The sequence below is a fragment of the Brevibacterium sp. genome (genome assembly GCF_052105255.1).
In the GTDB taxonomy this organism is placed as follows: Bacteria; Actinomycetota; Actinomycetes; order Actinomycetales; family Brevibacteriaceae; genus Brevibacterium; species Brevibacterium linens_B.
In genome coordinates this window covers 1-12546 of record NZ_JBQDYQ010000072.1, presented here as the reverse complement: position 1 = coordinate 12546, position 12546 = coordinate 1, and the positions used below count along the sequence as shown (strand labels likewise).

Genomic DNA, 12546 nt, shown 5'->3' with positions numbered 1-12546 from the left:
CCGAGGCGGCCGGTCGAAAGTTCGAATTCCGCCACGGCCTGTCGCCCCGTCAGGTAGCAATTGGAAAAGAGAAGGCGGCCCGGACGCTCCCGTGGTGGGGAAGTTCCGGGCCGCCGACTCGTGCCGAACTCTCAGGCGGTCAGGCGCTCAAGATCCCAGAGCCTGTCAGCCCTTGACCTTGGACTCGATGGCCGCGCCGACCTCGGCGTCGATGTTCTTCCAGTACTGGATGGCGTTCGACAGCACCGGCTCCTCGACTCCGTCGGAGAGTGCACCGGCGACGGTCTCGATGAGACCCTGACGCTCTTCCTCGCTGTAGACGTCGCGGACCAGGGTGTGTGCCTGGCCGAAGTCGTCGTCCTCGGCGTGCAGGCTGTAGGCGCTGCGAACCAGCTCACCATCGGCCTCCCAGCCGTTGTCGACCGGACCCTGCTCGTCTCGGAAGGAACGTCCGTACGAGTTCGGGGCGTAGACCGGTGCATTACCCGAGTGGTGGTACTCCATCTGGCCTTCCTTGTCATACGAATTCGTCTTCGTGACAGGGGCGTTGACCGGCAGCTGGTTGAAGTTCGTGCCGATGCGGTTGCGCTGTGCATCCGGGTAGGAGAACACACGGCCCAACAGCATCTTGTCCGGCGAGAGCCCGGTTCCCGGCACGGTGTTCGAAGGGCTGAAGGCAGCCTGCTCGATCTGCGCGAAGTGGTTCGAGGGGTTCTCGTTGAGGGTGAACTTGCCGACCTTGATGAGCGGGTAGTCCTTCTTCGACCAGACCTTGGTCAGGTCGAAGGGGTTGAAGCGGTAGTCCCTGGCTTCTTCGTAGGGCATGATCTGCACGCTGAAAGTCCAGGACGGGTAGTCGCCGCGCTCGATGGCATCGAACAGGTCGCGGCGATGCATGTCCGCATCCTCGCCCGCCATCCGACCGGCTTCCTCGTTGCTCATGTTCTCCACGCCCTGGTCAGTGTGGAAGTGGTACTGGACCCAGAACTTCTCGCCCTCGGCGTTGACCCACATGTAGGTGTGCGAGGAGTAGCCGTTCATGTGGCGCCAGCTCTTAGGCAGGCCGCGAGGTCCCATGAGGTAGGAGACCTGGTGAGCCGACTCGGGCGAGAGCGACCAGAAGTCCCACTGCATGTTGTTGCTGCGCAGGCCGGAGTCGGGCAGGCGCTTCTGCGAGTGGATGAAGTCGGGGAACTTCATGGGATCGCGGACGAAGAACACGGGGGTGTTGTTGCCCACCATGTCGAAGTTGCCCTCTTCGGTGTAGAACTTCAGCGCGAATCCGCGCACGTCGCGCCAGGAGTCGGGCGAGCCTAGTTCACCGGCGACGGTGGAGAAGCGGGCGAGCATCGGGGTCTTCTTGCCCGGCTGCAGGAAGTCGGCCTTCGTGTACTTGGAGACGTCTTCGGTGACTTCGAGCTCGCCGAATGCGCCGGATCCCTTTGCGTGGGGGCTGCGCTCGGGAACTCGCTCACGGTCGAAGCGAGCAAGCTTCTCGACCAGAGCCACGTCGTGGAGCATCAGCGGCCCGTTCGCGCCCACACTCAGCGAGTGAGCATCGGATTCCCGCGGCGCACCGGACTCGGTGGTCGTTGCCTTCGTACTGTCGTGGCCAGCATATTCATGATCTGTATGTTGCGTCATAACATCTCCTTCAACAGTTTGTTTTCAGGCGGCGTCACTCAGCCCGCGATCACTGCCACCGGTGAGATGCGGTTCCCACCGGTGCAGCTGATCGGCCGGCTCAGCGCCGTTCGCCCAGTCTCGATATCCCGACTTCGGCAGAACACTGACAAAGTTAGTTTCAACCTAGCGATGTTCTCTGCTTCATACAACCAAGGGCGGGCTGTCTAAATTCCCGTCGTCGACATGTCAGACTCACCCTTCCGCCGAGGCGGCCGACCCACCACCCGAACCGCCGGTTCCGGATCCGCCCGAACCCGACGAGCCGCTGCCCGAACCATCCGAGCCGGATCCGGAGCCTGTGCTGCCGCTCGTGCCGCCGCTGGTGTCCCCGGAGCTGCCGACGCCATCGGTCGAGGTGGAACCGCTGCTCGCATCGGTGCCGTCGGTGCTCGTCGAACTGCCGGTGGAATCGCTCGCGCCCGTCGTCGTGTCCGTGCCCTGGGAACCGTGCCCCTCGGCCGCACCTTCGGTGCCGGTCTCCCCCGCCGAGGTGGACTGACCGTTCTGCGTGTTCGAGCCGCTGTGCGATGAGCTCTGACCGCCGTCGGCGCCCGACCCGGATCCGCTCGACGATTCGTCTCCGCTGGTCCCGGAGTCCGAAGTCCCGTCGTCGGTGACGGGTTCGTCGATCGTCGACTGCCCGGTCACCGATCGTGAGATCTGCGAGGTGCCTGGTGAGATATCGGCTTCGGTGAAGTTCTCGGCCACAACGACCGCGCCGAGTCCGATTCCGAAGGCGGCGACGCCGATCGTCAGCGGGTAGAGGACCCGTTTGCGGCGCAGCTTCTGCCACCAGGTACGGGATCCGCCCTTGGTGTCATCGGCGTCCCCGTCCTCGTTCTCGGCCTCCTCTTCCGTCGCCGAGGCGGCCGTTGCGGTCGCCTTGCCGGCCGCGGGTTCCGGTGGGGTGAAGGCCGAATCCGAGGCGAGTGAGAGATCGACGGCAGCGGTCTTCCCGTTGGGGGTCTTCGCGATCTTCGCTTTGACTGCCGGGGCGAGTTTGGATCCGACCGCTTGGATCTTCTCCTTGCCTTTGTCGAGGCTGCGGCCGTAGAGGGTGACGGCCAGTGCGGTGACGATGCTGGCGACTCCGGCGCCGACGACAGTGCCCGCGACGCCGAGCTGCCCGCCGATGACCGACGAGGTCGCTGCAGCGCCTGCGCCTGCCAACAGCTGAGTGGCCGAGATCCGGCCCTCTGAGGATTTCTCCGCTTTCTTGTCCTCGACCGTCTCTGCCGCTTCGGCGACGGCGGTCGGGGAGGCAGCCGTGGCCGAAGCAGGCGTCTGTGAGCCAGCGGCTGTGTCCGGCAACGGCCTCGTCTGCTGTTGAGTAGTCTGGCCGTCGTGGCGGATCGGGTTGGGCGGCATCACCGTGGTGACGACGTGTTCGGTGGGTTCGGCCACAGGGGTCGGGTGGGAGCTGACGACCTCTTCGGTGATCAGGGGCAGGGTCTGGGAATGTTCCGGCATACGAGTGTCACCGTTGTGCTCGCACTCATCGTTTTTGCCGCTGTCTCCGACCGTCAAAGTTCCTCCAAAGTCCGGTGGAGAACCATTCTCGGACTTGTACGTTCGGGCATCCTGACACTGGTTGCCCGAAGCTGGGAGAGACCTGATGGAAACGGTCGGGTAAGGCTCTGCCACCAGGGATGATGCGCGGGGATGTGACGCCGGGGACAATCGGCTCCCACCGACTTCTCAGTTGCGCGCGTCGCACCTGCCGGCGTGCAGAACGACCACCGGGATCTCGTCTGGAACAGCCTCACCCGGGTCGAGTTCGAACAGCTGAAAACGAGGGAAATCGACATCGGCTTCGACAGTGAGCACCAACCGGATTCCGTCGGCTGGAACCGGCCGACCGAAGCACATCTGCAGCTCGCCAGAAGCGGATTCGGATTCTCTGCCCGAGCCAGTGCCCGAGTCAGCGCCTGAGCCAACGCCCGTGTCGGCACCAGCGTCGCAGGCGACGTCGTCTGTGCTGTCATCGGCGACCATGAGGTTGACGGCGAAGCAGGGGTCGGCCAAATCGACGAGGCTCACGTTCTGCTCTCCGTGGAAGTGCACCGGTCGGAGGGCCGGCACGCGATGCATATGACCGTCGATCTCAAGGGCCACCTCGGCGGTGGGCTGGAAGGTGCGCGCCATCCCGGGCAGGGCCGAGAACGGGCCCACATGTTCGAGTCGAGCGATGCTCAACCGCCAAGGACGCAGCCCCGGAGTCAGCTGCGCGGAGTCAGCCAGGGAGACGAGCTCAGTGGTCTGACCAGCACCATTGGCCCACAGGACAGGATTACGGTCAGCAAACGAGGCGAGCGCGCGCATGACTCAGCCCACCACGGACGGGTGGGGCCGCCTCGGTGATGGTGTGGTCATCCTTTGCACAGGCAGAACGGGTGACCGGCCGGGTCGAGGAACACGCGGAACGTCTCTCCCGGCTGTTCGGGGGCTTTGCCCGCACCGATCTCGAGCACGGACTCCTCAGCAACATCGAGGTCGTCGACGATGACGTCGAGGTGCATCTGCTGCGGGTGGGCCTGACCGGGCCAGCTGGGCGCGTGATAGTCCTCGACCTGCTGAATGCACAGCGGGGGCCAGGAATCGGAGGTGACTTCCGCCCAGGTGCCGTCCTCCTCGACCGCGACCTTCCAATCGAGGAGCTGCCCGTAGAACTCTGCGAGTTCGGCGGCGTCAGGAGCATCGAGTACGACCACAGGTTGCTTTGCGATAGCCATGACCTGAGTCTACGCCGCAGCACGGACATGACGAAGGGGCCAACGACGGTCGGGGTGGCGTAGGATCGTTGAGCAGATCCGCCGGGCGAGCAATCGCGCCGGCACCCCGAGCAAAGGTGCGCGATGAGTTCTCACATGCTGCCCGTCGGCAATGCTGCCGCGGTGCACATCATCCACGACAATCCGGAATGGATGGCCCCGTTCACGGAGGCACTCGACCGCCTCGGTGTCGCCCATGTCGAATGGCTCCTGCCCGACGCATCGATCGATCTCGCCGCCGAGCCCCCACAGGGGGTGTTCTGGTCGCGGCTGTCTGCGTCGGCGCACACCCGGACCGATCCGCATGTGAAGGAGTACGGGCGTGCCGTCCTCGACTGGCTCGCCGCCGCCGACCGCCGAGTCATCAACGGTCGCGACGTCTACGAGCTCGAGGTGAGCAAGGTCCGTCAGCATCGCGAGCTGGCCGGCCGGGGCTTCGACGTTCCGCCCACAGCGGCCGCGTTCGGACCGCGGGCGCTCGTCGACGCCGCGGCCGGCTTCACTCCCCCCGTTCATCACGAAGCACAATCAGGGCGGCAAGGGCCTCGGTGTGCGTCGCTTCGACTCCCACGCCGAGCTCGAGGCGGTCGCCGACGAGTTCGCGCCCGGTGGTGCGAACGCGCCGATCGACGGCATCACCCTCGTCCAGGAGTATGTGCAGCCTGCCCAGCCGTTCATCACCCGTGCCGAGTTCATCGGCGGACGCTTCCACTATGCGGTGCGCGTCGACGTCTCAGGTGGGTCGTTCGAGCTGTGCCCGGCCGATGCCTGCACGATTCCGGGCGCCGGGGCTGATCCCGAGGTCGAGGCGGTCCCCCAGTTCGACCGCCGTGAGGAGATCACGGCCGGAACACCGCTCATCGCTCGGCTCGAGACGCTGGTGGCCGACCTCGGCATCGAGATCGCCGGCGTCGAGTTCATCGAGACCGCCGACGGCCGTCAGGTCGTCTACGACATCAACACGAACACGAACTACAACCCGTCCGTCGAGTCCGCCGAAAAGTCGGCGGGTAGTCAGCCTGCCGCGGACCGTATCGCGGAGTACGTGGCGTACACCCTCGCCGAGGCGGCCACGCAGTCGCTATCCCCCGCCGGGTCCGTAGCCCGGTGAGTTCCCGGGGCACGGCCCTACGAAACCTGCTGGCTGAGCTCCGCGCAGTCCGGCCGGGGCATCGTGCGCTCATTGCCCTCGACGGGGTCGATGGGGCCGGGAAGACGATGCTCGCTCACGAGCTCGTGAATTTGGCCAAAACCGCTGCGGACGTACCTGGATATGTTTCCGGCCGCCGGGTCACCGCCATCCGCATCGATGGCTTCCACCACGCTCGGGCGATCCGCTACGCCCAAGGCACGGGGCCAGACACCTTCTATCGCCGTTCCTATGACTACGGAGCATTCGTCGAGTCCGTCGTCGAACCATTTCGACGAGGCGACTCGGTCGTTCCAGCTGTGTGGGACGTCGACAAGGATCGGCCGATTGCTCCGGAGCCTCTGAGTCTGCCGAACGACTGTGTCCTCCTCATCGAGGGAATCTTCCTCCACCGTCCCGAGCTTGTGGATCGATGGGATGCGAGCGTGTGGGTCGATGTTCCGTTTGAAGTCTCGGTCCCACGAGGGAACGAGCGGTTTGCCGGAGCCTTCGATGCCGATCCCGAGGCCACATCGAATCATCGCTATGTCCGCGGTCAACGACTGTACTTCTCTGAGGCGTCTCCGCGGGAGAAGGCGACATGGGTATTCGACAATCGAGACCTGGACCGGCCGAACCTGATCCGGTCCTACTGACAACTCTCCTTACCTTGGTGATAGTGTCGAAGCGCTGCAGGGGAGCGCCGATCAACAGGCGCTGAGAGTGCGAGAGCAGACCCTTTGAACCTGATCCGGTGAGTACCGGCGGAGGGAGTGGAACAACGATGACAACCACAGGCATCGGTGCATCGATCGAGGTGGCCGCCTACGGAGCGGTGTCCGAGCTGATGAGTTCGACGAGCAGACAATGGGCGGCGGCGGTCGACCACAGATTCGTCCGGGAGCTCTTCGCAGGCAGCATCGACGACGCCGTGATGCGCGACTATCTGGTGCAGGATTATCAGTTCTTCGAGTCATTTCTGTCCATGCTCGGCGCGTGCGTCGCCCACGCCGATGAACTCGAGGCGAAGCTGCGGTTCGCTCGACAACTGGGAATGCTCGTCGCCGATGAGGACACCTATTTCGTCGACTCATTCGCCGAATTGGGAATCGATCCAGCCGATTACCTCCACCCGGAACTAACCGCCCCGACGGTTGGGTTCCGCGATCTCATGGACGACTCCGTCGCTTCGGCGTCGTATCCGCAGCTGCTCGTCGTCCTCGTCGTCGCCGAATGGCTCTATCTCGACTGGGCCGAGTCCGGTGAGGAAATGCCGCAGCGACAGGTTCACCGAGGATGGATCGACCTCCACCGAGGCGAGGCTTTCCGCGGGTGGGTGCAGTTCCTCGTCGATGAGCTCGAGCGCGTATTCCAGGCAGCCGACGACCAGAGCTCAAAGGCTGAGTCCCTCACCCGCGTCTGGCAGCGGGCCGTCGATCTCGAATGCGCCTTCTTCGACAACGTGTACGACAACTGAGCTTCCAGGGTCTGCACTCCGCAGCCGTCCACCTCACTGACCTAGACTGGCCACATGAGCACTGGTGTTGATGCAGTCGTCGTCGGAAGTGGTCCCAACGGCATGGCCGCCGCGGTCACCCTGGCCCGCGCCGGGCTGAGTGTCGAAGTGTTCGAGGCTCAGCCGACGATCGGCGGCGGTGCCCGCACCCTCGACCTCGGGCTGGCCCCAGGCATCACTCACGACATCTGCTCGGCCGTCCACCCACTGGCCATCGCCAGTCCCTTCTTCGTCGACTTCGACCTGCGCGCTCGCGGCATGGAGCTGACGACTCCCGATATCTCCTATGCCCAACCGCTGGATAACAAGCCCGCCGCGCTGGCCTTCCACGATCTCCATGAGACGGTCGACCGCCTCGGCGAGGCAGGACCCGAATGGCGGCGATTCTTCGCACCGCTCCTCGAACGTGTCGATGACGCGATCTGGCTCTCCCTCGGTGACAAACGCTCCGTGCCCGAGACCCTGCGCGACGTTCCAGGCATCGCGAACATCGTGAAATTCGGTCTCCGACTGCTGAGCCAGGCCAGTCCTGCCTGGAACATTCCTCTCTCCCACGAATCCTCCCAGGCCCTGTTCACCGGTGTCGCCGCGCACGCGATCGGCGGGCTGCCTGCCATGGGCACCGCGGCCACGGCCACGATGCTCTCGACCGTCGCCCACGCCGGAGGCTGGCCCTCCCCCATCGGCGGATCCCAGGCGATCATCAACCACCTCGTCGCCGATCTCGAAGCCCACGGCGGCACTGTGCACGCAAACTCCCCGATCACCCACGTCACAGACCTGCCCAAGGCCCGCGCCTATCTGCTCGACACCTCGGCGTTGGGCGCGGCGCAGATCTTCTCCGGCCTGCTGCCGGACCAGGTCGACAAGAGCCTGCGGGGGTTCAAACAGGGCAATGCCGCGGCGAAGGTCGATTTCGTCCTCAATGGGCCGGTCCCCTGGTCCGACCCTGAGGTGGGGCGCGCCGGAACCATCCATGTCGGCGGCTCACGGGCGCAGATGGCCGCCGCCGAGGCGCAGGTGACGAACGGCCGCATGCCGGCCGATCCTGTCTGCCTCGTCTCCGACCCCACCGTGTTCGACCCATCACGCGAGGTGAACGGCCTGCGCCCACTGTGGACGTATGCGCACGTGCCCTTCGATTGTCCGCTCGACCCGACGGAATACATCACGAGGCAGCTCGAACGCTTCGCCCCGGGCTTCCGCGACCGCATCGTCGCCCACAACGCGATCCCAGCCTCCGAGATGGCCGGGCACAACCAGAACTACATCGGCGGGGACATCGCCACCGGTGTTGTGTCGTTCTACCGGATGATGGCCAGGCCGCGCACGAGCTGGGACAACTACAGCCTCGGCGTGCCCGGTGCCTTCCTGTGCTCGGCGGCGACCCCACCGGCACCGGGCGTGCACGGAATGAACGGCTGGTTCTCCGCCCGCCGGGCACTCAAAACCCGTTTCGGCATCGACGAGACACCCAGTCTGTCCCCGGTCGACTGACTTTCATTCAGCTGACTCAGCCCCGCACCCACCGATCAGCGTCGCCGTCATAGCGCCATTCGGCCACCTCGGTGACGGCCTCGATGACGTTGTTCAGCCAAAACGTCGTATCCGGATGCCACCCTGCCACGAGACTCGCCGTCCGATCATCCGTATTACCTGCCGTGGGGACGGTCTCCGCTTCCTCGCCGAGGCGGCCCTCCGTCACGTCGATGACCGCACCGGCCGCGCGCAGATAGCCGGACAGACCCACGTGTACACCGTCGAATTCCTCGGACACCCGTGACCAATCGGGAATGACCCACCGACCCTTGCGCCCGGTGGTCTCGAACCACACGTGGCGGCGCTGCGCGGTGACGTCGAGCGGATAGCGCCTGCACAGATCCGCCCAATCCTCAGGTCCGCGAATCTCGGCGATGCGGGCATCCGGGCGCAGTTTCAGACGGCATGCTCGGGCACGCTCGAGACCGAAATCGTCCTCGACGAGTTCGACGCCGATCAGGGTTCCGTCCGGCCAGGTCCCCGTCGACGACCAGAGCCCGTCTGGCGGAGTCGACCACCATTCGCCGCTGACCTCCTCGTAGGGGTTCTTGGCGAAGTCGTGACGGTACTCTGTTTCGGTGGTGAGGACATCTGCGAGCCACTCGTCCAACCCCCACGAGAGCCTCGCTCCGTCTCGCTCGAGAGGCGGATAGAGATCGGTCAGCGTGATCGCAGGCGCCGCTGTCGAATCAACAGGACCTAGGGGCCGGTCGAATACTGCAGGCAGCCCACTGCGATGATCTGCGTCATCCCAAGCCAGAGCCCATTGATTGCCCGGGTGCAGAGGCGCTGTCCAGACATCGAGCAGGCCAGTGGATATGAGCATCTCCGCGAAGGGGCGCAGAGCTTCCCGCACCTCTGGGGCAGCAGCGATCTGATCGGCACCGTGAGGAGGCTGCCAGTACATGGCGCCGGAGATGACTTCGGCCATCTCGTTCTCCAGGTCAATTTGAGTCGGCCTCAGCGGTGTGACGCGTCGCAGGGTTGCCGCGACGTCCTGGGCAGTGACGTCTCCGGGTTCCGGTTCGGAGTCTCCCTCGCCGAGGTACATCGCCACCGCAGCGCCCTGCTCCTTGTCGGCAAGGAAGCCGGCGATGAAGACATCGTGGCGAGCCTCGGAAAGCGCACGCGCTTCCTCGGTGAGAGGTTCAGCGTCCTCGTCGAATTCGTCGTCGCGTCCATTCAGGGCCAGCCCAACCACGAGCGAGCGTCCCCGAGGGGACGCGAGCAGATCCTCGACGGACAGGCGGTCGTCATGAAGAGTCGGAGGCGCATCATCGGCGGTCATGACCTCAGGCTACGCGAATGCCCGTCAACTGGTCCTGATGGAATCGCTGGCGTCGAAATCCTTCGCTTGCGCGCTCACCGGCACGGCAACCTCGGCGGCGGCGAGAATACGGGCCCCCTTCGCAGCCTTGAGGCCCGCTCCGAGGACCCCGATGATGACGAGGACGGCTCCGCACAGCTCCCCGAGGCTGACTCGCTCGCCGAGGAAGACGAACGCCGCGCTCATCCCGACCACAGGAACGAGCATCGAGAACGGTGCGACGACGCCGGCCGGGTTGCGCGACATCAGCCACGACCACACCCCCGACCCGATGATCGTCGCGACGACCGTGGTGTAGATCAGGCCAGCGATGGCAAGAAGTCCGGTCGGGGTAGTCAGCCCCGCGAACGACGCCCCGACCCTCTCAGGTCCTTCCACTGCGAGGGAGAGCGCCAGCATCGGCAGGGGTGGGACGACGGACATCCACATCGTCAGCTTGATCGGCTCGGTGGTGTGAGCCTGCCGGTTGCAGATGTTGCCGATCGCCCAGCCGAAGGCGCCGGCGAGGGTGAGGAGGAAGGGCACGAAGCTCGCGTTCGAGTCGAATCGCTGCCAGCCTACGACGGCGAGCCCTGCCATCGCGACGAGCAGAAAGGCCATCTGCGAACCGCGGACCCTCTCGCGCAGAAACGTCATGCCCAGCAGCACCGTGAAGGGGCCCGAAGCTTGGAGGACGAGGGACGCGAGTCCCGCGGGCATGCCGGCGGCCATCGCCCAGTAGAGGAAGAGGAATTGCAGCAGTCCGAAGCCGAGTCCGTAGCCGATGATCCACCGTGCTTTGACGTCGGGCTTCGGTACGAAGAGCAGCGCGGGAACCGCGAGCAGGGCGAAGCGCAGAGCCACGAGGAAGAAGGGCGGGAACTGGGCCAGGGAGAGATCGATGGCGAGGAAATTCAGTCCCCATATCACCGCCACCGAGGCGGCGAGCAGACAGTGCTTGAACGACATGGCCCCATTCTCAACCGCAACAAATATGAAGCACAATCGCAGAGTGCTTCATCGACTCTGTAGCATGACTTCATGGTCATTGATCCGAAACATCTCGAGCTGCTGCGCCTGTTCGACGAATACGGCAGCGTCACCGCCGTCGCCGATGTCACCCATCGCTCCCCGTCGGCCGTCTCTCAGCAGCTGAGGCAGGCCGGGAGCGAGATCGGCCACGCTCTCGTCGAGCCCGCCGGCCGCGGACTCACGCTCACAGCCGCGGGACGGCTGCTCGCCCACGGTGGTCGGGACGTGGCCCGCACGCTCGCCCGGGTGCAGGCCCAATGGGAGGGCCACCTCGGCGAAGCTGTCGGAGAGATCACCCTGGCCGGGCTGCCGAGCGCGCTCACCCACCTCCTCCCCGATGCGCTGCGCAGGCTGCGGGAAGACCACCCGCACATCGATCTGCGCATGGACGATGTCGACCTCGCCGAGCACGAATTCGCGGGACTGACCCGAGATGTCGATATCGTCGTCGCACACAGCCTCGTCGCCGAACGACCCCTGGGCACCGACGGACTCACCGTCGTCCCGCTCGCCCGCGAACCCATCGATGTGGCCCTCGCCATCGACCATCGGCTCGCCGATCGCGCCGAGCTGACCCCGGACGATGTCGTCGATTGTCGCTGGGTGGGAGTGCCCCGCGGATACCCCTTCGACACGATCCTCACCTCGATCGAGCATCTCACCGGTCGCGACCTCGACGTCGTCCAACGCATCCGGGACAACCGGCTCATCGAAGCGATCGTCGCCTCCTCGGACCAGGTCGCGCTCCTCCCCCGGTTCACGACGCCGCGCGATGCGGGACTGTCGCTGGTGCCGCTGACGGGGGTGACGACGACACGCTGGATCGTAGCCGTGATGCGTCCGGACACGGCCGAACGTGTCGCAGTACGTGCTGTGATCAGTGCGCTCAGCCGGGTCGACGACGCCGCGGTTTAGGCGGTGCCCATGCTGGTGAAGCGCTTGGGCACGAGCTTCTCCAGGGGCAGGAACGCCGCCCAGCAGATGACGGTCGGCAGGAAGTGGATGCCCAGCGCGAGATACGTCATGAGGTGGAAGAGGAAGAAGAATGCCACGGCCCCGTACAGCCACTTGCCCTCGAGGAACAAGACGACGGGTGAGAGGAACTCGAAGACGAGTGTCGCCCATTGCGCGGCGATGAGGAGGCCGGGCATCTCGAGGAACGGCTTCGACCATTCGGCACCGCGGCGCATGATCGCCCAGATGATGACCGCACCATTGGCCCAGTGGGTGATGTTGCCCGAGGCGATCCACTTCATGAGCACCGAGTAGAAGTAGGTGAGAACGACGGCGATCTGCACGACGCGCAGCGCCCAGCCGGCCCGCGCCGAGGCGGTGCCGACGTCCCGGAAGCGCGCCGTTCCGATCGTCGGCAGGACGAAGGCGGCGATGACGAGCGCCATATGGTCGTGGGCGACGTAGCCGTAGCCCTGCGTGTAGAACATCCACGCCCCGAAGCTGATCGCCACGGCCCAGCCGCTGAAGCGCTGGAGGACTCCCGCGGCGGCGAGGAGAGAGAAGACGATGATGAGGGTGAGCAGGATCTGCGCGCCGAGGACGCTGACGGCTG

The 12546-nt window shown here is 65.3% G+C and carries 12 protein-coding genes and 1 riboswitch; of the genes, 5 read left to right on the top strand and 7 right to left on the bottom strand.

Features of this window, described 5'->3' with window-relative positions; translation table 11 throughout:
• Nucleotides 1–165 precede the first annotated feature (165 nt).
• The 4 genes from ACTIIH_RS14520 to ACTIIH_RS14505 form a co-directional block, all read right to left on the bottom strand.
• On the bottom strand, nt 166–1644 hold the full coding sequence (locus ACTIIH_RS14520) for a catalase (RefSeq protein WP_441092136.1): 1479 nt from the start codon (nt 1642–1644) through the stop codon (nt 166–168).
• Between the two features lie 234 nt (nt 1645–1878).
• The gene (locus ACTIIH_RS14515) at nt 1879–3156 is read right to left on the bottom strand and encodes a hypothetical protein (protein ID WP_441092135.1); all 1278 of its coding nucleotides are present in this window, start codon (nt 3154–3156) and stop codon (nt 1879–1881) included.
• Nucleotides 3157–3384: 228 nt separating this feature from the next.
• Complete coding sequence (locus tag ACTIIH_RS14510) at nt 3385–4008, bottom strand: HutD family protein (RefSeq protein WP_441452629.1); 624 nt, start codon at nt 4006–4008, stop codon at nt 3385–3387.
• Between the two features lie 47 nt (nt 4009–4055).
• Nucleotides 4056–4418, bottom strand: a complete 363-nt coding sequence (locus tag ACTIIH_RS14505) for a VOC family protein (RefSeq protein WP_101546338.1) — start codon at nt 4416–4418, stop codon at nt 4056–4058.
• A 589-nt stretch (nt 4419–5007) separates the two neighbouring features.
• Between ACTIIH_RS14505 and ACTIIH_RS14500 the strand changes: the two genes are divergently transcribed.
• The 4 genes from ACTIIH_RS14500 (at nt 5008) to ACTIIH_RS14485 (ending at nt 8599) form a co-directional block, all read left to right on the top strand.
• On the top strand, nt 5008–5568 hold the full coding sequence (locus ACTIIH_RS14500) for a hypothetical protein (RefSeq protein WP_441452628.1): 561 nt from the start codon (nt 5008–5010) through the stop codon (nt 5566–5568).
• Nucleotides 5565–6242 carry a uridine kinase gene (locus ACTIIH_RS14495; protein WP_441452627.1) on the top strand — a complete coding sequence of 226 codons (678 nt, stop codon included), beginning with the start codon at nt 5565–5567 and terminating at the stop codon, nt 6240–6242. Before ACTIIH_RS14500 ends, ACTIIH_RS14495 begins: the two co-directional genes overlap by 4 nt.
• A 28-nt stretch (nt 6243–6270) precedes the next feature.
• Nucleotides 6271–6376: riboswitch (TPP riboswitch) on the top strand.
• Nucleotides 6371–7063, top strand: coding sequence for a TenA family protein (locus ACTIIH_RS14490; protein ID WP_441452626.1), 693 nt, complete (start codon nt 6371–6373; stop codon nt 7061–7063). (Overlaps the previous riboswitch by 6 nt.)
• 54 nt (nt 7064–7117) lie before the next feature.
• Nucleotides 7118–8599 (top strand): phytoene desaturase family protein, encoded by a 1482-nt coding sequence (locus tag ACTIIH_RS14485; RefSeq protein ID WP_441452625.1) that lies wholly within the window; start codon nt 7118–7120, stop codon nt 8597–8599.
• Between the two features lie 16 nt (nt 8600–8615).
• On the opposite strand, the gene ACTIIH_RS14480 is transcribed toward ACTIIH_RS14485, so the two are convergent.
• On the bottom strand, nt 8616–9929 hold the full coding sequence (locus ACTIIH_RS14480; RefSeq protein ID WP_441452624.1) for a hypothetical protein: 1314 nt from the start codon (nt 9927–9929) through the stop codon (nt 8616–8618).
• Nucleotides 9930–9953: 24 nt separating this feature from the next.
• Nucleotides 9954–10916 (bottom strand): EamA family transporter, encoded by a 963-nt coding sequence (locus tag ACTIIH_RS14475; RefSeq protein WP_441452623.1) that lies wholly within the window; start codon nt 10914–10916, stop codon nt 9954–9956.
• 72 nt (nt 10917–10988) lie between these two features.
• On the opposite strand from ACTIIH_RS14475, the gene ACTIIH_RS14470 reads away from it, so the two are divergent.
• Nucleotides 10989–11894 carry a LysR family transcriptional regulator gene (locus ACTIIH_RS14470; RefSeq protein ID WP_370036747.1) on the top strand — a complete coding sequence of 302 codons (906 nt, stop codon included), beginning with the start codon at nt 10989–10991 and terminating at the stop codon, nt 11892–11894.
• Here ACTIIH_RS14470 and ACTIIH_RS14465 read toward each other — a convergent pair.
• A partial coding sequence (locus ACTIIH_RS14465; RefSeq protein ID WP_441452622.1) for a hypothetical protein occupies nt 11891–12546 on the bottom strand: 656 nt, incomplete at its 5' end. The genes ACTIIH_RS14470 and ACTIIH_RS14465 overlap by 4 nt on opposite strands.